The sequence below is a fragment of the Natrialba sp. SSL1 genome (assembly GCF_001861355.1).
Lineage (GTDB): Archaea > Halobacteriota > Halobacteria > Halobacteriales > Natrialbaceae > Natrialba.
Map to the genome: position 1 here is coordinate 1 of NZ_MASN01000011.1, position 23567 is coordinate 23567.

Genomic DNA, 23567 nt, shown 5'->3' on the forward strand with positions numbered 1-23567 from the left:
CTGTTGAACGCTTCCTACGAGAGAGTACCGAAATCAGCCCGGGCTAAACACATACAAGAATTGAATCTGCCTGTAAGAGTGCCCCATCATACAACGACTCTAAGGCCTTGATTCGATCCCATCCGGTTCCATCGAGTAATTCAGATATTTTGGGTTTATTCTCATTTTGGACGGTCCAAGTTTTGTCCTCACCCCATTGATTAAATTGGTTTTGGGGTTTGTACGGGGAATGAGTATCCATCAGGTTTATACAAGCGGCCCACGGGCCTTCTTGTCTTGTCTTCCACTCAAGAAAATTTTGGGTGAATTCACCTCCATGGATCTCCCTATATTTAGAATCAGGATTATCAATAAAACTTTCAATTCTTGCAGTACTGGACAAAATTTGCTCACCCCCACAATTTACCAATGATTTTAATTTCTTATCATCACGAAGACTTCTCCTTGTATGACCACCGATTCCAGATATGCCATTTTCTGCTCCCGGGTAATAGGCATCTTCGAAGAGCGGAGTAAATTCTTTTAGTCGCTCGCTTATTGGGTAATTTGGTTGGGAAATATAGTCAAAACAATCGCTAAGGTTTGAAGCAGATGAAATGATCCTGTTATTAGTAAAAAGTCCTGTCGAATACTCAGAAGATGACTGCAATTCACGCCATATTGTTTTATCAGTATCAATTTCCGCGGTATGATGAATTGCGTCATGTTCTTCTACGTGCCTGCCAGTGAATATACTGACGTGACTTGCGATACTGTGTATACTGGGTGCTCTTGCTTGCGTATAGACTGTTGCCTTCTCCGAGAATTCTTCAAGAAACGGGGTGGTTTCTCGTTTATATCCGTACAAACTCATGTTTTTTGCACGCGCAGAGTCAAGAATTATAAGTAAAATGTTCGGGTTTTCAGTCATCGTACCCGGAATTCCTACGAGAATACAAAAAACTTCTTATTTAGAAAATGAGGTTTGCTTACATAATTAATTTTGATTATATATGGTGAAGAGTCGGTCTTATTCACTCCCTACTTGCTCACAGCGTGACCCAATTGGGCACGGGGTCACAGAACCCCTGGTTTCGGTTTCTTCCCCATGCTCCTGATCAGATCTCAAACCAAACTGCTCGTGGAGTCAAATTTCATCTTATAACCTAATCTTTCGAGTAGCAGCTGTCGGCGGTTAGTGCCGGATAAGGGTGACTATCACCTTACTTATCACCCGTCTGTATCGTCTTTGCATCGATCCTCGCTTGCATTGATATTCAACAGGTACAGCTGGATCAGATGCGCGTGCCGTTCGACAGTGTGTGAACATCGTCGGCGCAGTCTCGCTTTTTTGCGTCCAGTTTCTGGAGTTCGTCGACGGTAACCCGGCACATCAGTAACAAGAGTGCTGCCATGATGAGCAGCGCCTCGATGATGTAGGCATCAGTGGTGTTGATCACATCCAAGCCGAACCGTGATTTGAATTCTTTGAACAGCAGTTCGATCTCCCAGCGCACCCGATATCGCACAGCTCTATCGGGCGCGCGGTAGTTGTCACTGTCCAGATTCATCAGGTACAGATGGGACTCGTCGCTGTCGTCGTTGCGAACCCCGACCAATCGGAAGGTTCGGGTCGTGCTGGCGCCCAACCCTCGTTTACGGTCGAACGAGAGCGTGATCTGTACGTCGATTTCCTGTCGCTGCAGATCGTCGAGAACGGCCTGCAGCGGTTGGCCTTCTAGCGGAAAGCTGTTCCCGCACCACGTACGGAGTTCTTCGACGATTTCGAAGTTCGTGTTTTCTTTGACGCGAGAAACAAACACCCATCATTGGAGTCAATGCCGTCGATCAGCCAGAAATCGTAGTATCCGAGGTCAAACAGGATGAGGGTGCCAGCTACCCACTCTTCGGTGGGTAGCTGGCTCCGTTCATGGGTGCTCGCGTCGGTTGTCTGGAATCGCGTTGGAAGTCCAGTCGAGAGCGATTCGGTGAGATGGAGTTTCGCCCCGGCATGGTCGTCATCGAGAATCTCTCGACGGAGTGCGACAAACCCCGGTTTGAACCACCCGTGAAACTTTGCATACGAGAGTTCGTCACAGTCAGCCATCTCGACTTAGCGTTCGAGAAACACCTGAATGGTTCGGTCAGGTCCGGCAGCGAAGTCGAGTGAAAGCGTGTAAACAGGGCGACGACGTCGAGTTTCCGCTCTCGATGGATGAGATTCGTTGCGCGAGCATAGTCAGGTGTTCGGAATGTGCATCAGCGAGCGCTGTGCATCGGTTAACTACAGCGGCAACTGAGAAGAAAATTGGTGATGCCGGTTCAACTCACCACTCGAAGATATCCAGCATTCATTCCTATCAGACTCTATCAGAAAATAGAGTAGCTGAGCGGAGATATCTCTCATGAGTCGGCGTTCCGCCGCCGCGGAACGCCTATGTCACGGGTACCTCCTTGCGGACAATATTCAGTAAACGTCCGCGCAGGCACGCGTGGCTTCAACCGCTGGTCAATGTCGAGGCTGACCTGCACCAGCAGGTCAACGAGCAGCCACATATCGTAGAGGATCACCGCAAACCCGAAATAGAACACTCGCACGGCAGTGTTCCGAGAGGTCGTCCACGCGAGAAAATCCTTGATCGACTGATAGCTGTTCTCTATACCCCACCTACGGGCGTACCGCCGCATCACGTCCCCGACGATCGACACGGTCGCCATTTTGTAACACCACGAGTAGGATTTGCTTGGTGGCGCACCTGTACTCATCTGGAACTCGTCACGATCACCGTAGTAGGCGATATAGGTGATATCGATCGCCACATCAACGTGGCGATCGATCGAGTAGTACCGCTCAGCAGCCCACATCATCGTCCCAATCGCCCCGTTGACCATCGAGGCGATGGAGATCGCCTCGAGTTGCTTGATGTAGTGGAGGTGCGTGTCGCTGTCAGGACCACCGTTCTCACGAGTTGTTTCCTCGTCAAAGATGCGGCTCCCTTGGTTGGCAGCAGTCCCAGTCAACCCGAGGTAGCTCTGGAGATCGAGGAACGCGGTATCGTCATACCGCGTTCCGTCGGCCGGTCGATCAAGGTCAATTGCCGGAAACACGATCTGACAGAGGGCCTCTGTGACGTCCTTTGCTTTTCCTGTGACGTAGCGCTGTTCCGAGCGGTTAGAGAGGTCACTCTTGTCCTCAGGTTCGAGCGCACGCATCCCGAGTGGGTTGCCCATCTCGTGGGCAACCCCAAGGATACGCTCAGCAGACGTTTGGACGAACGTCTTGAGTTGGTCGGAAAACCGGGTGCGCCACGCACGACCAAGCGTGGTCCGACCCGGTGCAGCCTTGTCTGGAGCGAAGTGGTCGGGATCGAAGCCGAGCGTGCGGGCACGCTCGGCTTCGGCGAGGTACTCATGAAGTTCCTTGGTCGTCAAGCCAGCGAGTTTCTTGCAGTAGAACGCTCGCACCATCGGTTCATAGTCGTAGCGAGCGGTCCACTCGGGTTCGTTAGCTTTGTAGACTGAGACCTCGTTGAAGTCAAATGCACGGACCACCGTCAGGAGGTCCGTGTCTTCATGGATCGATTCGGCGGCCTGGCGTTCGAGCCGTCTGATAGCCGGCTCGAACTCGAATGTCTTCTGTGACATCCTTTCGTACTCATCGGTCAACCCGAGTTAGTCCCGCGTCTCATGCACACAATCTGTCGTTCCGAACTCCTGAAACTAATACTCAAGATAACTTTTGAAAGTCAAGGAATTGCTTAGTCCATTTTCCAGCGAAACCCACACGGTCAGTCAATTTATCGAAGGCAGTACTAACGAGAGCGCGGTATTCTGCCACGCTCTCGACGATCAACGGCGAGGTTTCCACTTCAGACTCTTTCAGACCGATTCAATTGAGTTGAGATTTGGTGATCCAACCGGTAAGAACACAAAATTGATACCAAGCTAGGATGCCCGTTTGCGCGTATACTCACATGTGTGCGAGAACCCACTGAAGAGTACTGACGACGATTCAAGCTCACACTCGACAATCAGTATTTCGCCACGGTCGAGGACCTTTCGATCAGCAATCTAGTCAGATCTCACCGCTAGGAATCTATCAGTAGCTCTGTTTATGAGTATAGTACGTCCTTGGTTTGATTGAGTTCCGAAACGAGTATGCGTCAACGATCAACTAGTTGGTCCACGCTTAGGTGGGTGTTAGATCCTTCCGAACCGTGGATAGCTAGCTTGTATCTTCTGAACCCGTATCTGCAGAAATGAGGCGAAGAAGCACAGAGTTAATCACTCAGAATAAAATGCGCTGGACTTGAAGAATTCGTTTCGTAAGCTATTGGTGATGAAAATGAAAGAGCCAACCGCAAAGTTCCCATATATAAATTGCATATGTCTCATTGATTTTCCTGACAAAACACCAGTCATTGAGTGGCAATCAAAAGAAAACAACTAGTAGGAATGATGGCGCATGTCTAAAGTAGATGGATGATTAGGATCAAATATGCATAGACAGGAATCAGATTTCAGGAAGATCGGTGTTGTAGGACTCGGATATGTCGGCCTGCCGCTTGCTCTTTCATTGGTTAAAAGTGGGTATGAAGTTACGGGAGTTGATGTGGATAAAGAACGAATAAAGGCATTACGCAATGGTGAATCATATATTCAAGATGTAACAGATGAAGAAATTTGTAATGGATTGAAGAAAGGGCTTTTTCCAACAACCAACTATAACGAACTTGCTGAGGTGAATGGAGTATCAATCTGTGTACCGACACCACTGCGGAAGTCAGGTCAACCAGATGTCTCGTTCGTAGTTGATGCAAGCAAACGGTTAGCTTCAGTATTAGAAAAAGACTCTGTTGTTATTCTTGAAAGTACTGTTTATCCTGGTGCAACAGAAGAAGTTGTTGCAGAACACCTCTCTAAGAATGACTGGACGGTAGGTGAAGACATTTATGTGGCTTTCTCCCCGGAAAGGTTAGATCCAGCAAACGAACAATACACAATGAGAGACATTCCAAAAGTTGTTGGTGGTGTTACTGAATCCTGTGCGGATCACGCTATTGCTCTATATGAACCCGTATTTGACGAAATTATTAGAGTCAACGATAGTACTGAAGCAGAGTTTGTGAAATTATTAGAAAATACTTTCCGTGGCGTTAATATCGGTCTCATAAATGAACTATCACTTGCAGCCAATCGAATAGGCGTTGATATCTGGAACGTTATTGACGCAGCATCAACAAAACCGTTTGGCTATATGCCTTTTTATCCTGGGCCGGGCCTTGGAGGCCATTGTATTCCTGTTGACCCAAAGCATCTTTCTTGGAAGGCCAAACAAAAAGGACTCGAAACACGGTTTATTGATCTAGCAGACCGGATCAACCGGAAAATGCCCGAGCACGTTGTGTCTAGAGTCTCCTCCTTACTTAATGAAAGGGGAATACCTGTTCTTGAAGCAAACGTTCTTGTTCTTGGAGCAGCTTATAAGCCAGATGTATCTGATACACGCGAATCTCCTGCTCTTGACATTATCGAATTACTTCAATCAAAAGATGCGAACGTCCAGTACCATGATCCTCATGTTCCTGAAATTAAGACATCTAAATGGGAATATGAATCTAGACAGTTCACAGAGGATTTATTACGTAAGCAGGATTGCGTTATAATTGTGACCGACCATACAGTAGTTGATTATAAGATGGTTGTCGAATGTGCATCACTTGTTTTTGACACCCGAAACGTTATTGAGGAGTCTCCTGAAAAATCAAGTGTCTATAAAATCTAGTTAATATGGCCCATATCTCACTATTCACAGCTAATATGTCTGGAGGAGGTGCAGAAAAAATAATACTGAATATAGCAAAGGAACTGAGTAACAGGGGTCATGATGTAGATCTAGTCTTGGTAAATGCAACCGGCCCCTATATGCAGAACATACCTGATTGCATTAACATAATTGATTTTGGATGTAGTCGCACACTTTATTCCCTTCCAAAACTTGTTATTTATCTAAGAGATGAATCACCTGACGCACTCTTAGCTACTCTAAATCACGCAAACCTTGTTGCTATTTGGTCGAAAATTATTTCCAGAACGCCTTCCCAATTGTTGATTCGTCAATCTGACATCCCGTCAAAAAACACATTAGATAGCAAAAAAGAACAGGTAATACACAAACTGATGCGGATATTTTACCCCTACTCAGATGAGATAATAGTGATGTCAAATATGGGCAATGAGGACCTTTCTAGTAATTACTCCATCAACGATGATAAAATTAGTATCATACACAATCCAGTTAATGTGAAAAATATACTGGAAATGAAAGAGGAATCTGCTGGAGTTCCAGATTTTAACAGTGAATTTGTTATTTCATCTGCTGGGAGATTAGCGGAGGAAAAAGACTTCTCAACATTAATAGAATCGTTTTATTATTTACAGCAATCATTAGATGTGGAACTAGTGATTTTAGGTGAGGGCGAGAAACGAGATGAGCTCGAACAACTAACTAATCAACTTGGAATTGAGGAACAAGTTTCTTTCCCTGGGTTTGTAGACAACCCATACAAGTACATAAGTAGATCTGATGTTTTTGTGTTGTCGTCTAAATGGGAAGGCTTTGGTAATGTGTTAGTTGAGGCTTTGGTTTGTGAGACTGCTATTGTTTCTACAAACTGTCCAGGAGGACCTAATGAAATACTCCAGAAGGGAAAGTATGGTAAACTAGTACCAGTTGGTGACAGTGAGGCATTAGCGAAAGCGATCCAAGAAAGTTTATTTTCACCAATTGATAAAAATCATCTTCAGGATCGTGGCATGGATTTTTCGATAGAAAGTAAAGTTGATGAGTATGAGCAACTATTATTGGAGTCATGATTGATTTGATAACGCTATATATTATATTCCCTGCATCCATTCTGATTTGGGTCTTTCTTTGTATCTACAGACCCAGCACATCCTTTATAATAATAATCACGGGAACACTAACATTAAGAGATTGGCTTTCGATTGATATGACTGGACAAAATGATTTTGTTAGTCTATTTGATGTTTTGTTCTTTTTATTTGTGTTAATATTAATTTTATCAATCTTAAAGAATAATAAGAACATTTTCTTGCCAAAGGATGATTCCCTCTTGTTGATGTTGATGTTGTATTTATTAATAGTCATTTCACTCCCCTTTATTGGAGTTGTTTTTCACGGATATGGATTTTCTAGAGTAACACCAAGTATACGATACTTCCAGTGGTTTCTCTTTCTGCCAATAGTAGTTTATCTGTATGTCTATGAAGGGTTAGAGCATGAACATATTATTCTCTCCCTCGGTATTGCTGCAGTTTCTCAAACAGGATATGGACTATTACAATATATAGAACATTATGAAATGATATCGAGTCTCCCACATCATACTCTGCTTGAAGCTCATACAGATCGTACAGACTACAACACGCGGTCAATAGGTTTTTTTCGAAATCCAAATAGGTATGGTATCTTAATGTCTTTCTTTGGGCTTATATTCTCTTCTCTTTATATACAAGGTCGGAAATGTCCCTTCCTATATCTAACTCTTGTATCTCTTTTAGGAGTGGTTCTTTCTGGTTCAAGAACCGCCTTAATTGCTTTTTTAATTCCATTAATAGTATATTTTATATTTTTATTTGGGAGACTACAGTCATTGTTCAAGTTCACAACAATAGTTGCTATTCCAATCCTTGGTATCGTGTTTCTATCCAGCGAGTATATTTCTGGAGGTCGTTTTTCTGAGATGTATTTATTACTCAGGGGAGATATAAGTGAGGTAAGCACGTTAGTAGCGAGATTCGAAAATTGGAATGCAGCTATTGATGCATACCAGACGCATTCACCCACTCTAGTTTTCCGTGATGTCACTGGCACACCCACTGATAATTATTACCTCTCGATATTAATTCAAGCGGGATTCATTGGTCCAATTGTGATAGTATTGATGTATTTGTCAATTATACTATGGAGTTTGCGTATACACTTCAACCAGCAGAATGTTTATTCGGATATTGTCATAGTAATAACTTTATCAATATTATTGGCAAACCTAACGATGTCTGCATTCGCATCACCCTTCACCCAGATTCTATTCTGGACATATCTAGGCTTCCTTACGGCCACTGTTCAGGCAAACGCTCAAAAAAATAAATAGAGGGTGTCATAGAATCGTTCTTATAGTGTGATGATCGTACTTCCCGAATTGCTCTCGTGTTCGTAGTTGGTGATAGTGACGACGAGTCGCAAGTACCTGCACTCATACGTGGATGCGGCCTCGGGCGCAAATATAGTGGCTAAGTGTAGCTTCAACAGTGAACGTCTAACGTATCTTCTCTGAGCGCGTCTCTTACTGAATGGGAGGGAAGAAATACATTGTTGAGTTCAGCGATGAAGACCGCAAGGACGCTCGAATGGTTCACCTCTACCGGGGAACGGAGAGCCCAAGACAACACACGCGCACGTATCCTACTGAAAGCTGACGACGGGCTCACTGATGCGACAATCAGTGAGCACGTCGGCTGTCATCCCCAAACCGTCCACAACACACGCAAAGACTACACTGAACGAGGGATTGCGGCGATTCATCGCCGCAAACCCGACCGTGAGTACGAACGCAAGCTTGACGGAAACGCCGAAGCCCACCTCATCAAACTCGCCTGCAGCGAACCGCCAGAAGGACACTCTCGATGGACACTCCACCTCCTTGCCGACGAACTCGTTACCCTCGACGAGATCGACTTCGAGTCGATCTCTCATGAGGCCGTCCGACAGCGGCTAAAAAACGCCCTGAAACCGCATCTCTCCAGCTACTGGGAGATACCTCCAGAACAGGACGCTGACTTCGTCTACTGCATGGAAGATGTTCTCAACCTCTACCACGAACCGTACGACGAGAAGCGTCCAGTCATCTGATTTGACGAATCTAGCAAGGCTCTACGAGGACACGAACGCGACCCGCTCCCGGTCGGGCCGGGAGCGGTCGCCCGTTCCGATCACCGCTACAAACGCAACGGGAAACAGCGAATACACCTCTCGACAGAACCGTTGACTGGCTGGGTAAACGTCGAAATTACCGAGAAGAGGCGGACAACAGAATGGATCGACCGAATGGTCGAGCTCGCAGATATTCACTACCCGGATGCGGACTGCATCCGGGTTGTGATGGATCAACTCAACACCCACAAGCCTGCTGCCTTCTACCAGTTCTTTCCACCAGATTATGCTCAGGCGTATCTTGATCGGTTCGAGTTTCACTGCACTCCCAAGAGAGGAAGCTGGCTGAATATGGACGAAATCGAGATAGGTGTCCTCAAACAACAGTGTCTTGATCGCCGGATCTATCACACAGCGACCCTCCGAGCGGAGGTCGCTGCGTGGCAAAGGCGTCGAAACACGACCAATCGTCCTATCGACTGGCAATTTACTACTGACGACGCCCGGATCAAGCTACGCCAGCTCTACCCAATTGAGATTGAAGAGGATCTACATATTCAGACTTGAAGCTACACTAAGGGGAGTTATGAAGCTGGAGTCTATGTCTGGATATATCTGGAGGCCATCCGTTACTCAGTGAGGGTGATCTCGATTGGCTCCTTACGGAGTCTACTGACGACAAGCTCACCGAGAGGATGATTTTTATCAAGCGGTTCGACAAGGGCATGACCTTGGAGGACGCTTTCGAAGACATCGGCAGGTCCTCCGCAACAGGAACAGACTGGGCTCGTCAGTGGAACAAAGGTGGTCTCGGACTGTTGATGCTGGACTTCGGGGACGGCAGGCACCCGAAGCTCGGCGCAGGCCAACGAAAACGTCTCCTGAAACCCCTCCGTGAGGGCCAACCGTGGAAGAAACAGGAAATACAGTATCTCATCAACAATGAATTCGACGTAGAGTTTCATCCGGTCTACCTCACCACCTTCCTTGATGAACTCGGTCTCTCCTACGCAATTCCCCGGACGAAGTGCCCATCACGGGCAGAGAACGCCGAGGAGATGCTCGACGAACGCGTCGCTAACGATCGAGAAAGGTATTGGGAACAACTGTCCGAGGTAGTACCACTACAGGCACCAGCTGTCGACAGATGGAGGAGGGCTATTCCCAGAACTTAGCTAATCCATTACCGACGCGTTCGTCGGGGAGTCTGATGAGCCGTACAACAAACGAGACGGCGACAACGAAGAAGGATGGGTTGTTGACGAATACATCTGTACCGACGGTGGAACCGTACCGAATTTCTGAGAGAACCTCAAATGGGAAGCGTCACCGTTGATTATGGAGAGCGTGGCAAAATACCGCGCTCTCCTCACCAAAATCTTCGAGAACTCACGACTCGATTGAGTTTTGCAGCCTCGTAGATTGACGATTACCTTGGTGGATACCATCAGAAGTTACGCTAGGCACTATACGTCCACCGACTCGTCGAAGTGCTCTTGCTCAACCTCTTCGATTCGTTGTTCAAGTTGCAAAATCGGGAGAGCAACTCGCCCTTGTTGAGACCCCCTCCGTTCACAGATCCTACCTTCCAGTACAGACAGCGGGGCAACAGGATGCGATCCACGACGGAACCCATCCCCGAAGATCATCACGAACCTCTGCTGCTAGTTCATATAACCCGCCTTGTGCGCTTCCTATGAGACGGTGGCGAAATCAGCTCGAGCTAAACACATACGTCTCATGTAAGGCCTTCTCGCCCCTTTCTTGGTAGGGTAGATCTTGTCATGAATACCGTAGTGGGTGTGGGATAATCTTCTGACGTGGTTGAATATATTTTCGTGGCATGATAGAGAGTGAGGTCAAGGATCGGTTTGCCGTAAAGACAGCTTCTTCACGACGGGTACGGAGCCACAAAGGGACGCGTCTGGCCAAGCCGCGTCCCTGTCCCCACTGTGGAAAGGCCGACTACTACAAGCACGACGCCCGCTCTCTCCGGTTCGACATCCTCATCACTGAGGACGGCTTCGAAGACGTAACAGTCTCTATCAAGCGGTACTGGTGCAAGCAGCGTAAAACCAGTTGATGTAAACATGGCCGGACTGTTCTACGAGTCAAGTGTATCAATAGGGGTGGTACCAGCGCGTCGAATTCCTTCCCCCTCGGCTGTTTCGTGCTCTCTTCACGAGGCCACCCAATATCGTACTTCCCACCACTACCCTATACAGCACTGAGAAAACACATACGGCAAATATAAGTTATAGGTCTATAAGAGTCATAAGCTGAGGGAACCCAATGTCAAAAAAACTCGCATACCTCGTTTCCCAATTCCCTTCGTTCTCAGAAACATTTATTCAGAGAGAAGTTTCTCAGCTATCTGAAGAGGGATACGACCTTCATATTTATTCTCTTAAAACGCCAAAGGAGGTCGAATCAGAGATCAATATAGACGATGCGGAATGGTTGGATAACTGTATATATAGTAGTTTATTGTCAACACCAATAATTAAGTCAATCATGAAAAGTGTTATTTTATTTCGACTATCCCCAATAATTGTCTTAATTCAGGTCCTCTGGCAACTACGGCGAACCCCAATTGAAGCAGTTAAAATAATTGTAATATTCCCAAAAGTACTTCATTACTCTGCCTTAATACATGACTCAGAGATCAGTCATATTCATGCACATTGGGCTACTGTACCCACTACTGTTGCGTATATGATATCAAAAATCATTGATGATATTTCATATAGTTTCACAGGCCACGCTTGGGACCTTCATAGCGATAATACTAACCCAAAGTTTTTAAAGGGGAAAATACACGAGTCCGAATATGTTATATCATGTACGAAATATAATGTTGATAAACTGAACGAAAGAGCTGATGATAACACCCCAATCTACCTTAATTATCATGGTGTTCAACCAGAAGGATACAAAAACACTAGAGAAAGGTCAGAACAGACATATTTTGTAGCTGGGGGCAGATTTGTTGAAAAGAAGGGGTTCGGGGATTTGGTGAGATCGTTGGCAAGAGTAAGGGAAGAAAAAGGTTATGAGATACCGACAATTTTGTTTGGAGATGGACCTCTAAGAGAAAATGTAGAAAGGTTAGCAGATGATCAAGGGTTAGAAAAAGTGTATTTTGTTGGAAGAATTGAGCATGATCAAGTTAAAAAATATCTTAGCAATGCACAAGCCTTTGTTGCACCGAGTGTTGTCGCAGAGAATGGCGATATTGATGGTATACCTAATGTTATCCTCGAATCATTTGCATCTGCGACACCTGTAATCGGGAGTAATCTATCTGGAATACCAGAGGCGGTAAAGCATAATGAAACTGGTTGGCTAATTGAACCAGGAAGTGCCAGAGACTTATCAAAATGTTGCATTGAAGCTTGGGAGTCTCCCAAACGATGTGATGACCTAGGAAAGAATGGTCGGGAACTTGTAGAAGAGAACTTCGACATCACAAACAATATAAATGAGTATATAAATATTGTTGAAAATGAATTATAATATGACAGTACTGTGTGGTTAGCGAGGTTTAGGAAGAGATCAGGTTGTAGAACTAGTTTGGCTATGCCGCTTGCAGGCTTGCTCAGCATGTACTACGCAATCAAATTTAATGAGTTTTATGGTTCTCAAAGTTGGTGCTTATAAGTGTGCCTGCTAATCTCGAACTTGGTACTCATATCACACCACACTATCGTCTATGCAGTATATTATATACTTGAGTCTGAATATGTGTTATTTTCTGTGAGAGGGCACCGTCTAGTTAGCATGGTTTGAGAAGCGAGCAGGTCGTAGAGTTGGTTTGGTCACGCAGCTCGCAGACCTGCTTAGCGAGTCATACGCGGCGGAATTTGATGAAGTTTGGGAGCGTCGCCGTCCGGTTCCATGCGACTGGGTGTTCGCTTCGAGAGACACAAGCGATCTGGCATTGGGTACATCGGCTGGCTGACAGCGTACCAGACCCGCCAACGGCTTCGCCGTCGCGGGTCGCAATTGATGAAACCGTTATCAAGATTAACGGCGGCTGGTCTTGGGTATACGCTGCAATAGACCTAGACTCAAAACTCATTCTCGACGTTGCAGTGTTCGGACGTCGCGGCACCGATCCAGCTGCTGCGTTTCTGCACCGATTGACCGAGAAACACGATCTATCCAATACCGTGTTTCTCGCTGACGGCTATGGATATCTGACTGACCCCTCCCGATTAGGATTGAGCGGTCAGCTCGATTACGTTGAGCGAAACCTAATCGAAAAGAGGTTTTGCACATTGAAGATGAGAGTTGACCGCTTTCACAATTCTTGGTGGGCAGTCGGGCGAGCGTCAGAGAATGGCTTGAACAGTTCGTACACTACTATAATACACAACGACCGCACCAGTCACTCAACAGACAGACGCTAGCGAAGGTGCTAAACTAGACAGTGTCTGTGAGAGTAAAACAATAGCCCCCCTCAATAAATACAACATTATGGTGAAACTTAGTTATATTATATCAGGGTGGTTTTTTGGAACTTGATTAGGAAGTGAGTTCTTTTTGAATGCCTGATCTCGGACATGTTGCCATTTCTCATGGCGTACTCTTATTCTGATAGGTATTTGGTCCAAATCTAAAATTTTTGCTATATATAAACGGTGTTGTCCGTCATTCCAGAGTAATTCACCTTCTCTGGATATGTCAACAGTAACTTCTCTAAATTCTGGAGGGTACTTTAGTTCTTTTTCTGAGAAGAAGGGGGACATATTATCTCTTATCGAATCCAATTCTAATTGTGATTTATATCCATTGATTTTTATGTCATCAAATATGTCATCAAGATTTTCTAAGCTATTTTTAAACTCAAGCACTGAATTAACATCCCTTCTGCTTTCCCCTTGTTTAATTCTTTCTACCGAATCCTCATAGTATTTTGTATTTTCCCACTTCACACCCTCTTTGTACCGACGCATCATCGATTCATAAAAATAACCTGTGTTTTCTAAGGGAATTGTCTCTTGGTCCCAATCACCACCCACAACACCTGTTCTAACTAATCTGTTTACTTTTGGTTTTATTTTAGGTCTTTTTGTTATCGATTTTGGATCCACATTTATTACCTTAAAGGGATAGAGAGGAGAACTATATTTTGTCCCGTATCGTAATTTAGTTGCTGTACGTATATGAGACCGAAAAACTGTGTACCAAATGGACCTAGCGGCATAACAAACCTGGCTGTAACCCATGAGGTGACAACATAGAACTTGGGTTAAAAACTTCACTATATGGCGAAAATAGACATACCAGCGACTGAATGATTGTCGGTTCACTCATTGTGTAGAGTCGCTGGGAATTGTCCCATCGCTGTGCGGGTGCGGGGTGTTGAAGAACCCAACCGTGCTACTACCGCCAGTCCGAATATTGTCGTCAACTGCCCACCTCTGTCGCTGTCGTCCTCAGACTGTTTTTGTGGTTGAACGACTTGTAGATCGTACTGTAGTCCGGCAGCTCGCCCCAATCTATAGTAGCCACTGTAAGTCAATGCGTACCTGATCGCACGACGACTGTGCGATTAGTGTGTGACTATTTGTACTTGTTATTATAGGCCAAGCACGTCACGAACCTCAGCAATTTACTTGAGCCAGTGAGTTCACCCCAAGCAGGTAACTGCGTTGTATGGGTTGCGGTGAAATGTGGAGTTGCTGTTCCAGGAGTTGAGATCGCTGTACGGACTAGAAAAGTTCAAGACGTACGATTCACTAATCGTAGAGCAACCCGTAATAGCGGCTCTGCTGACGCTGGTGGTTAGTGGTGCCTTGCTAGGAGTGTTTCAAGAGCTGTTTCCGCGGAAGTGCTGGGCAAAGATCTTCGATCGCTCATCCAACTAGTCCTCGAAGAGTTCCCTCGGTCGCTTGGGTATACACCGCCGAACCTATCAGAGTGGTGTTCTGTGACAACCATGATATAGAGATCAAACCTTACTCAGCGAACGAGTGCTGAAACCTCCATGCGGGAATCCAGTGGTTGATCGAATACCAACGATACTATTATAATCGAGATCCTGGAATCAAGCGTTAGATGGCCGAAATCTGCCGAGGTGGTGCAGACCTGGTACTTTATATTCATTGTTGCGGAATGATCGGCTAGGTTTAGAAAGTCAATATCATCATCTACCGCTTGACTGAATAGAATATAACTCGGCGTACTGTCCATTATTGTCGATTAGCTCTTCATGTGTGCCAGTTTCAATAATCTCGCCGGACTCTACAGTGTAGATTTGGTCGGCATTTTTCACTGTGGACAGCCGGTGTGCAATCCCAACCATTGCGTACTCTTGATCCATACTCTCGATAGACTCTTGCACCTGCTGTTCTAGATTCGAGTCAAGGTCGCTTGTTGCCTCGTCAAGCACCAGTACTTCCGCGTTCTTCAACAGTGCCCGCCCCAGTGCCACTCGCTGTTTTTGTCCACCGGACAACCGAACTCCGTTGTCACCGAGTTGCGTCTCGTAACCGTCGGGTAGTTCCTTAAGGAATTCGTCCAACTTCGCCATTTCACAGACCCGATCGATCTCCGCATCGCTTACGTCCCGATTACCGATTGTCAGGTTGTACCGTAGCGTGTCGTTGAAAATGAAAGGGTTCTGACGCACGACCGCGATCTTCGACCGCCATTCGTCAACGTCCATCTCGTGGATCGATCGACTGTTCGCCCGTATCTCTCCCGAGTCCGGTTCGTACATCCGCGCCAGCAGTGAGACAACCGTCGATTTCCCGGCACCCGACTGGCCGACGAAGCCGATGAATTCGCCTTTCTCGAACTCGAGTGAAACGCCTGAGAGGGCCTCTTCGTCTTGTCCCTGGTACGAGAAGTGAATATTGTCAATATTGATATGTTCGATTTCCGTTGGCACCGGTTCGTTCGCAGTGCTGGGTTCTCGGCTTGCTTCGAGTTCCTCAATGAACTGCTGCGTGCGAACGAGATGTGGTAGATTATTCTCTACCCTGTAAGCCAACTTGTTCACCTGGCTTGCCTTCGGCCCAAGACGGAACATCGCAAAAAGGAAGATACCGAGCGCGCTGAGTGACATGTCCGCAAAGGTGATTGCGAGGTAAATCAACACAAAGACCGACACCGCAGTTAACAGGTTGTAGAAACTGTTAATCCCCTGTTCATTCCGCCGGAGCTTGATACTTGACTGGGCGAAGTTGTTTACCGAACTGAGGAAGTCATTGTACAATTCCGATTTCAAGTCAAAGAGCTTAGTGTCGCGAATCCCTTGTGTTCCGGCCTGTGCGGCTTCCTGTAGACGCTCGTTTGCCTCCGCAACTTGATCTCCGAGTTCGTAACCCGGCTCAAGGACGCGACGGAATAGCACCGAAAACCCGCCGAGGAATACGAGTGCAAACAACGTTAGAAATGGTGCGAGAACGAGCGCAACAAGTAGATACATCAGAGCTAGAAGTGATTGTTCAATCAAGTCTACGACGTACTTGACCGTTCGACCAGCGTACTCCGCCTGCGTCACGATCGCGTTCAGGATATCGTCGGATCCTTCCCGGTCGAAATATTCAATCCGTGCGTCGAGTGCGTTGTCGAACGCCTGCTTCTGAATCTCGCGCGTATAGTCGATCACCAAGGCCTCTCGCATCCAGCGGACGAAGAACGTCACCGTCCACCGGACAGCCAACACGACACTCACACCGGTTACCACGAGACCGAGCGTGAATGGAATTCCGAGGAAGTCGTAGGCCATCACGAACAACTCCATGACTCCATCGGCTTCCGCAGCAGGATCACCAGGAGACTGAACGATCTCCACGATGGGCATGATAAAACCTAATCCGACACCTTCTAGCAACGCAGCAAAGACACCACCAAAGATAATTGCAACTACGAGCTTGGGGCGATATTGCGCAACACGAACGAGTGCGCGCAATTGCTCACGTCGACTTATCGTCTCCCCGTCAGTCATTGTATGTTCGATACATGCAGCAGGTGTTATATCCGTTGGTCTCCGGCTGACAAGCAGATTGATAAGTAGTCCGGTGGCACTTTCTGGACTATTTTCCTCAACACAATTTGGTTGAAATCGACGGAATAGTACTAGTCGTCTGATTCTTCGATACATGTGATCCTACTACCACTGGTTTTGTAGCAGCCAGGCTTCTCGTTGATGCTCTCAAGCAGTTCAGCGGTACTATGGATATCCACTCGTCGAGGTGTCGAGTACACCACACACGCCCAGAACAAATCGCGGTCAATACGGGGCGAATCCAGCGGCAAGTGCGTGAAAGCGAACGATTTGGAATACTAGATCTGTCCACAAGAGGTGGTCTCCCAAGATGGGAGCATTCATGGATAGTACAGTCTACCCGACGAACCTGCTTCCCGAAAGAATCCTAAAACGCTATCGAAACGTAACTAAGAACTTAAACACCTGTTTGTGAGCCCTCAAGCATGCCTTTTACGCCTCGTTGCACTCCAGTTCACTTGCGTCGAATTCGCCCTCAAGATAGCCTTCGCCAGTATCGGTTATCCGATAGAGACCCTGTCCCAGATTCTCTACTAAGCCGTATTTCGCCAATTCTCGCAACCGTTCACCAACATATTTTCTGTGCCGACCAATCTTGTTGGCTACGTGAACCGGCTGTTGATTGCCGTTATCGCGAAGAGACTCAAGAATCGCGTCATCAGTTGAAGGGTTCATCCACTCAGCCGGTTCTCGCATATGCTGTTTCGAGGTACTATAGCTACGTCTCATAACCCTACCGGTTACTTCTGGTCACTCTCCGTAACAAAATTCCCATTGGGAAGATATAAGTACGAATAGTCTAATATTCCCATTGGGAAGCACATCTGAGCTTGTATGAGTTCAGAAGTAGCGGATCGGTGGTGCAACACCGGATCCGCGAAGTGCCTCCGCAAATCGCCCCACGGAAGCATGTACGCAAACGATACAAGAGACCTTCAAGGTCCCGGTCGACCAGACGAATCACCCAAGAATGCACCCAGATGGACCACACTCAAGGCCACCAGCCGCGACCTCCTCATCGCGATCGCATGCCTCGAACGAACGGCCGACCCCATCACCGCAACAAAACTAAAACCGCGACTGGAACGCTGGCATCCCGACCTCGAGTACAGCCAACTCCACGCCGACCTCCGGAGTCTCACAGCTGCCAACTTTCTCACCGAACAGCCGGCCGCGAGCAGCTACCACCTAACCGAGGACGCCATCCAACTCCTCAAGACGTATGCACACTACCTACACCAACTCATCCACGACCATCCCGCTACGGTCACGATCACCCTCGAACAACCAGTCACGCCGGGTGACCTCGAACGCGCCTATTGCAAACTCACGGGGGACTACCGATGATCGACTCCATTACGATCCGGTGGACCCCGATCGGAGGCCTCCCACGACAGGTTACCTTCGAACCTCATGACGACGGCTGGCTGCGTATCGAAAGCGAGTGGAACGGCAGCTACTGGCGAGAGTGTGGCTCCGAACCAGTCACCGCCAGCCCAATCACTGATCCCACAGACAGCCCACCAACACTCGAGGAACTCATCGACGACAGCCGCAACACCTGGGACCAGAACGACCCAACGGTGCTGACGTTCTCACCGACGAGCGAAGTCGTCGCTGCCGTCAACGGCGACCTCCGGTACCGGAGTCCACAACAGGACAGCTGGAACACTATCTCGAAAGCGGACCTCGAGAGCCATCTCCGAACAGCGGGCTATCCAACCACACAGCTCATCTCGGAGACGCCGTACGACCGCACAGACTTGGCCCAGCGAGGTGCGAACCGATGACGGACCACCGACTGTACCCATCACCAACGCGAGCACCGCCTGGACCAAGCATCGACGAAGATGACGAAGAGGCCGAGCTCGAGAACGAAGCACTACTGAGAGCAATCTGCTCCCAACCTGGTGTTGAACATCTAACGCCCGACGAGGACGAAAATGCCGAGGACTTCTACGATGACCTCGTGTCGAACGTGAGTGCCGATTCAACGACATCACTGGAGGAACAGGATGACTGAGATGCTACGCCCAACACAGCGAGCACACACCAAACAGCCCAACTGGACGGAGGACATCCAATGAACGACGACCTTCAGGAGTATCTTACGGCGCTTGAGGATATTGACAGCCAGATCGATCACCTCCTCGAGGAGCTCAAGGAGACCGATGAACTCGAGGTCACGCTGCAGGCGAACCTGATACAGACACTGCGACAAACACGCTCGGAGATGGATCCGGCTCTGCTCGCCGTCCGAAAACACTGCGATGCACCCGCTACACCCGGTGACGACTCAATAATCCTCCAGTGGACACCCACTGGACGGCCGCCACGACGGGAAATTCTTGAGCCTACCCACGGCGGCGATAGCTGGAGCCGTCGCCTCCTTGAGTGGGACGGCACAGGCTGGCGACCATGCAGCCGAACTGAGGTCGACGACGTCGCAATCCGCACGCCAACCGAAACACGCCACCGCAATCCGAGTGATCCACTTCTTCTTGAGGTACTACTCGAGAAGCTTCGTGGAACCTGGTCCCAGCCTGACCCGCCGGCGCTTGTCTTCGATGCCAACACCGAGAACGAACAGGGCATCCTCGTGGCCGTCGACGATGAACTTCGCTACCGCGAACAAGACGACGACCGATGGTACGACATCAAACCCGAGGTGCTCACCCACCATCTCCAAAAGCGGGGCCAGCCGACGCTGCAGTCGCTGTCAGAGACCCCACTGGGTCGAGAACACTTCACAGCGAGTCCGCTCACAGACCACACCTCACGGTCGGACTCGAGGTCACGATGAACCACCAAGACGCGCTCACACTCAGAGCAAGCGACGACCACCCAACAACCCCATCCCGCACGCAATGACAAGCGACGACACTCCGATCCCGAACGAATACTACGAGCAGTTGGCCCCGCTTCGTGAGACTGTCGAGGCGATTCGCCACACGCTGTGTCAAGAGTACCGCGACGATGAGGAACTCCTGGCAGCTGTCCGCCGGCAGTGTTATTTCCTCCAGCAAGCACTCCATGAGGCAACGTCGTTGCTTCCTGCAGCCGAGCCTGGGGCTGAATGCACGGCTCCGGACAGCCCCGATCCGTACGATGACTACGAAGACGGCATTCGCCGTATCGAATCTCGCCTGAGCAACTGTCTCGACTACGCGAAGGCTGAACGCGCTGCGGACTATCGCTACGGTGAGTCCCCAAAAGACAAAATCGAAAGCGCGATCAAGGCAACACTCTCCCTCCGAGAGGTTCTGCCGGACCTCGATCCTGATGACAGCTACATCGGCAAGTTCGGAGCCTCGCGTATCAGAACCAACGCCTCCTTCGACCACGTCCATGGCCGTGATCAGGGCGATGGTCGGTGGCTTGAGTACCAACTACAGCGCGCACTCCGACGCTGGGGCTATAAGAATATGGCCCGGCAGACACTCTTCAGCCTCGAAATCGACGTCGTCGCCGTCCGCGAAGAGAAACAACACCAGCCAGATGACTGGATCGTTGCCCAGTGTAAGGATTGGTCGACCAAGACCATCACCCCTGGAGATATCTTCCGTCTGAGTACGGTCGCCTTTGCCTGCCGTGCAATGCCGGTACTCTGTCACACTACCGAGTTGACCGACCGGGCTGAAACCCTGGCCCGCCAACTCGAGATTCGTGTCCTCGACCTTGACGACCTCGAGCGTGCAGAACTACCCGCTCCACGGATCGCGAAGCCCGACCCGGATCTCGATAAGTGGGGAGCTGAGTATCGCGTCCGCGAAAACCGGGGGACACTCCCCGTAATGCTCCGACCGGAACCCGGCAAGCGATTCAGCTACGTCCCCGGCTTCAAGCCCGTCGGCTATGGCTCACAGTACGAGCCCATCGACGACGAAGACGAGGACACACACCCGGCTGCCGGCCACTGAGCCCCTAGTCGGCTCACACGTCCACACCCGGTAACCGTCGTCGCTTTCGACCGAACGTGCGCTTCTCCAGCGCAGTGTCACAGCAGCGACCGCTACGTACCGATTCGATCATTGATTCCCGTCCCACCAACGATGTCTTCACCCACTCCCACGACGACTGCACAGCTTCCAGACCACCTCGACGAACGCCTCGAAGCTCTCGAACAGCGTATTGCCGACCTCGAGTCTCAACTCGAGTCCAAAGACGACCACATCAGTGACCTCGAAGCGCGGCTGGCTGCCAAGGAAGACCGCATCATCGAACTGGAAGCCACACTTGATCACGCCACACAACTCAAGACGGTCGATCAGGAGTGCAATCGCCTCGAGAAAGCGACTGCAGCAGCGCTGAACAAAGCGACCGCGAACAAGGAGCGCGTGACGGAACTGCAGTCACGCGAACTCGAGAAGGGAGCCCATCTCCGTGAAGAGACAGTCGACGAACACGCCGTCGACGTTCCCAATGGACGACTCGAGCGGCTGACCAAAGACGACGGCAAGACCTACTTCCGACTGCCCGAGAGTGCAGACCCGCTTGATCGCGGCGACGTCTCGCTTGCCTACGGCGACCTCTTGCCGATTCAGCAATTAGCACGAATGGACGAAGAGATGCGTCGATCAGCAGCGAACGCGCTCCCAACGCGGTTAGCGGCGAGGTTGTGGCAGGCCCGGAGTGACGACAGTGTCGGTGACAATCCCTGGGAAGCCGGCTGCAAAGACATCGCCGAGTACATCAAAGCAAGCGATCTCAAACACTGGATCCGTCGGCAAGAACAGGGAATCAGTGAGAGCTACGCGAAGAAGTTGGTCTCGAGGGTGATCGATGCTCTGCTGGATCTCTCGAAGCATCGGGTGGCTGTTCGCAAACGAACAGAGCGCAAGAACGGACTCGAGTATACTGAGCGGCGGGTAGTGCTTCCTACTGATGTCGAGATTCCAGGTGAAACGTAACAGCCGGTGACAGCTGGTGTCCTCGGACAACCGGGGACAGTGGGGAAGACGTGACCTCGAGAGAGGGGTCATGAGTCTCTGAGAAGCTAAACTCACAGGACGAACGCGGGTGTACGAGGGTTGGGTACCGGTAGGTGTAGCACTCGAGTGGTCGTCGGTGGTCACAATGACGGACAGCTGGTAGCGGATATCCTGAAGACAACAGCTGTCACTGGAGACATCCACGTTCCGCTAATTAGCTTATTACCGCCAAAGGAAGAGTAAGAAATCGAAACCGCGACGCTCCGCGACGCCTCTACAAACGCACACATATCTAATAATACACTTACATAACGATAACATGGATGAAATTTTCTGTGAATTACGGTGGTGGGGGAAGACCACGGCCAAAGGACAGCATCAGTTCCCCCCTCCGTCACCTTTGGCACTAATAAGCTTCTTATACAAATCGTCCCGGTCTAAATCGACCTCAACAGCTCGTGCCAGGGGCTTTGGAATGTCCCGTGATTTCACGGTGATGGCTTTGTCCCCGTTTTTTGTCGTTTCCTGGAAGCAAGCCCATTCGGAGGTTAGTTCGATCCACGCATCTTTGACCGACTGGTAGGCCAGGACCATGTCCGGTTGCGCCATCTTTTGGACATCGCTGACCATGAGTTGGCGACCTCGAGCCGGACCGCCAACAGCGGATCGACGGACCAGTTCATTTCGCGTAAGTCGCTTTGCTCGTTCAACCTTTGGTTCAGCGTCTGGATCGTGTCCTGCGCTCGCGACCACCATTGCCTGCTCGGCGAGCGTCTCGAGTTCGTCTACCCGGTCACGAAGCGACTCAATGTCGTGTTCACGCTCGAGGTCCTCAAGGCGGCTGTTTGTGTTATCTTTCCACAAACTCATTCCGTTTCGCCACTGCTCTATATCCGTGAGTCGCTGCATGAGCTGTTCGACACCGTTCTCATCAGTCCCTTCAGCTGTGTCTGGTTGTGATGGACTACTCATTGAATTTCCACCCCTTGAGGTAGCGCCCTTCGGTCGTGGTTTCAACATCAAAGCAACCAGCGAGCGCCCGACCGGTCCAAGTGCTATTCGGTTCCATCATGTCGGTTGAATTCTGCCACCATACTAGAAATCGCTCGGCAAAAACCGATACCCCGAGCTTCCTTCCGGGTGCTTCCTCAAGTTCACTCTCGACAAAGCGCTTAATCATTCGCTGATGGCTGGTAGAGCGAGATGTTCCTTTCAGGTCCACTGCAGTGTGCTTGGTTCGGTCTTCGCCATAGCGAATTGTGATACGCACGCTGTATAGGATGCCTTCGCCGGTGAGTTGATCGTACAATTCTTCGGCATTAGTTTGCGTCGGGACCGTAATGACGTGATCATCAGCAGACTGCGCTTCATCTGTCCGCAGGTGGTTGATTACAACCGCGGTAGGCTGGTCTGTGCCATCAATCAGAAAGTGACGGTCGTCCGTTCGCAGTTCAATCTTTGCCATTGATTGCTCAAAATGTCTCTCTGTGACACTTGTCTCAGAGCCGGCGATTTGAGCCGCCGCCTGCTCGAGCAGTTCTTTGTGCGTCTTCGCTTTGCTATCTGTTGAGTGGGTCATGCCCAGCAAGTGATACAGCCCCCTTGATCAGCCCAGTAGCGCGTTGTCTGGTGATTGGATGAAAGTCATGTAAGAAATCCTCCTAGTGTATGAAAATCGAAG

17 protein-coding genes and 9 pseudogenes are annotated in these 23567 nt (G+C 49.1%); 16 read left to right on the top strand and 10 right to left on the bottom strand.

Features of this window, described 5'->3' with window-relative positions; all coding sequences use genetic code 11:
• Positions 1-43: 43 nt before the first annotated feature.
• The 4 genes and pseudogenes from BBD46_RS21435 to BBD46_RS23055 all read right to left on the bottom strand — a co-directional run.
• Entirely contained in the window at positions 44-910 is an 867-nt protein-coding gene (locus tag BBD46_RS21435) for a sulfatase-like hydrolase/transferase (protein ID WP_084777653.1), read from the bottom strand.
• A gap of 347 nt (positions 911-1257) precedes the next feature.
• Positions 1258-2214, bottom strand: a pseudogene (locus BBD46_RS02535) (IS4 family transposase); the annotation flags it as partial.
• A gap of 200 nt (positions 2215-2414) precedes the next feature.
• Positions 2415-3624 (bottom strand): annotated as a pseudogene (locus BBD46_RS02540) (ISNCY family transposase).
• Positions 3625-3706: 82 nt separating this feature from the next.
• A pseudogene (locus tag BBD46_RS23055) lies at positions 3707-3981 on the bottom strand (IS630 family transposase); the annotation flags it as partial.
• Between the two features lie 496 nt (positions 3982-4477).
• Here BBD46_RS23055 and BBD46_RS21440 point away from each other — a divergent pair.
• The 9 genes and pseudogenes from BBD46_RS21440 to BBD46_RS21470 all read left to right on the top strand — a co-directional run bounded on the left by BBD46_RS21440 (position 4478) and on the right by BBD46_RS21470 (position 13364).
• Positions 4478-5764: a nucleotide sugar dehydrogenase gene (locus BBD46_RS21440; RefSeq protein WP_084777654.1), complete on the top strand. Its 1287-nt coding sequence runs from the start codon at positions 4478-4480 to the stop codon at positions 5762-5764.
• 35 nt (positions 5765-5799) lie between these two features.
• A complete protein-coding gene (locus BBD46_RS21445; RefSeq protein WP_171908139.1) occupies positions 5800-6855 on the top strand; it encodes a glycosyltransferase in 1056 nt (351 codons plus the stop codon).
• Between the two features lie 137 nt (positions 6856-6992).
• Positions 6993-8156, top strand: coding sequence for an O-antigen ligase family protein (locus BBD46_RS21450; protein ID WP_171908140.1), 1164 nt, complete (start codon positions 6993-6995; stop codon positions 8154-8156).
• Positions 8157-8389: 233 nt separating this feature from the next.
• The gene (locus BBD46_RS22900; RefSeq protein ID WP_084777657.1) at positions 8390-8914 is read left to right on the top strand and encodes a helix-turn-helix domain-containing protein; all 525 of its coding nucleotides are present in this window, start codon (positions 8390-8392) and stop codon (positions 8912-8914) included.
• 60 nt (positions 8915-8974) lie between these two features.
• Positions 8975-9502: pseudogene (locus BBD46_RS23480) on the top strand (transposase); the annotation flags it as partial.
• Between the two features lie 38 nt (positions 9503-9540).
• A pseudogene (locus tag BBD46_RS02555) lies at positions 9541-10237 on the top strand (hypothetical protein); the annotation flags it as partial.
• Positions 10238-10243: 6 nt separating this feature from the next.
• Positions 10244-10356 (top strand): annotated as a pseudogene (locus tag BBD46_RS23485) (IS630 family transposase); the annotation flags it as partial.
• Between the two features lie 871 nt (positions 10357-11227).
• Positions 11228-12451 carry a glycosyltransferase family 4 protein gene (locus tag BBD46_RS21465; protein ID WP_084777659.1) on the top strand — a complete coding sequence of 408 codons (1224 nt, stop codon included), beginning with the start codon at positions 11228-11230 and terminating at the stop codon, positions 12449-12451.
• Between the two features lie 319 nt (positions 12452-12770).
• Positions 12771-13364 (top strand): annotated as a pseudogene (locus BBD46_RS21470) (IS6 family transposase).
• 64 nt (positions 13365-13428) lie between these two features.
• Here the strand turns inward: BBD46_RS21470 and BBD46_RS22050 are convergent.
• Positions 13429-14031, bottom strand: coding sequence for a hypothetical protein (locus BBD46_RS22050; RefSeq protein ID WP_139173471.1), 603 nt, complete (start codon positions 14029-14031; stop codon positions 13429-13431).
• Between the two features lie 175 nt (positions 14032-14206).
• A pseudogene (locus tag BBD46_RS23490) lies at positions 14207-14387 on the bottom strand (IS630 family transposase); the annotation flags it as partial.
• A gap of 187 nt (positions 14388-14574) precedes the next feature.
• On the opposite strand from BBD46_RS23490, the pseudogene BBD46_RS23065 reads away from it, so the two are divergent.
• A pseudogene (locus tag BBD46_RS23065) lies at positions 14575-14861 on the top strand (IS4 family transposase); the annotation flags it as partial.
• A gap of 225 nt (positions 14862-15086) precedes the next feature.
• Here BBD46_RS23065 and BBD46_RS02570 read toward each other — a convergent pair.
• Both BBD46_RS02570 and BBD46_RS02575 read right to left on the bottom strand, forming a co-directional pair.
• Positions 15087-16895 carry an ABC transporter ATP-binding protein gene (locus BBD46_RS02570; protein WP_071400201.1) on the bottom strand — a complete coding sequence of 603 codons (1809 nt, stop codon included), beginning with the start codon at positions 16893-16895 and terminating at the stop codon, positions 15087-15089.
• A 492-nt stretch (positions 16896-17387) separates the two neighbouring features.
• On the bottom strand, positions 17388-17651 hold the full coding sequence (locus BBD46_RS02575) for a hypothetical protein (RefSeq protein WP_071400202.1): 264 nt from the start codon (positions 17649-17651) through the stop codon (positions 17388-17390).
• Between the two features lie 213 nt (positions 17652-17864).
• Between BBD46_RS02575 and BBD46_RS02580 the strand changes: the two genes are divergently transcribed.
• The 6 genes from BBD46_RS02580 (at position 17865) to BBD46_RS02605 (ending at position 21865) form a co-directional block, all read left to right on the top strand.
• Complete coding sequence (locus tag BBD46_RS02580; protein ID WP_071400203.1) at positions 17865-18302, top strand: hypothetical protein; 438 nt, start codon at positions 17865-17867, stop codon at positions 18300-18302.
• Positions 18299-18745 carry a hypothetical protein gene (locus tag BBD46_RS02585; RefSeq protein WP_071400204.1) on the top strand — a complete coding sequence of 149 codons (447 nt, stop codon included), beginning with the start codon at positions 18299-18301 and terminating at the stop codon, positions 18743-18745. Before BBD46_RS02580 ends, BBD46_RS02585 begins: the two co-directional genes overlap by 4 nt.
• Positions 18742-18978: a hypothetical protein gene (locus BBD46_RS02590; protein ID WP_071400205.1), complete on the top strand. Its 237-nt coding sequence runs from the start codon at positions 18742-18744 to the stop codon at positions 18976-18978. Before BBD46_RS02585 ends, BBD46_RS02590 begins: the two co-directional genes overlap by 4 nt.
• Positions 18979-19038: 60 nt before the next feature.
• Positions 19039-19758 (top strand): hypothetical protein, encoded by a 720-nt coding sequence (locus tag BBD46_RS22910; RefSeq protein ID WP_071400206.1) that lies wholly within the window; start codon positions 19039-19041, stop codon positions 19756-19758.
• Positions 19759-19822: 64 nt separating this feature from the next.
• The gene (locus BBD46_RS23070; RefSeq protein WP_171908141.1) at positions 19823-20875 is read left to right on the top strand and encodes a hypothetical protein; all 1053 of its coding nucleotides are present in this window, start codon (positions 19823-19825) and stop codon (positions 20873-20875) included.
• Between the two features lie 132 nt (positions 20876-21007).
• Positions 21008-21865, top strand: coding sequence for a hypothetical protein (locus BBD46_RS02605; protein WP_071400207.1), 858 nt, complete (start codon positions 21008-21010; stop codon positions 21863-21865).
• Positions 21866-22264: 399 nt separating this feature from the next.
• Here the strand turns inward: BBD46_RS02605 and BBD46_RS22060 are convergent, their stop codons facing one another.
• Both BBD46_RS22060 and BBD46_RS02620 read right to left on the bottom strand, forming a co-directional pair.
• Positions 22265-22858, bottom strand: coding sequence for a hypothetical protein (locus BBD46_RS22060; RefSeq protein ID WP_139173473.1), 594 nt, complete (start codon positions 22856-22858; stop codon positions 22265-22267).
• A complete protein-coding gene (locus BBD46_RS02620; protein WP_071400210.1) occupies positions 22851-23465 on the bottom strand; it encodes a hypothetical protein in 615 nt (204 codons plus the stop codon). Before BBD46_RS02620 ends, BBD46_RS22060 begins: the two co-directional genes overlap by 8 nt.
• Between the last annotated feature and the right edge of the window lie 102 nt (positions 23466-23567).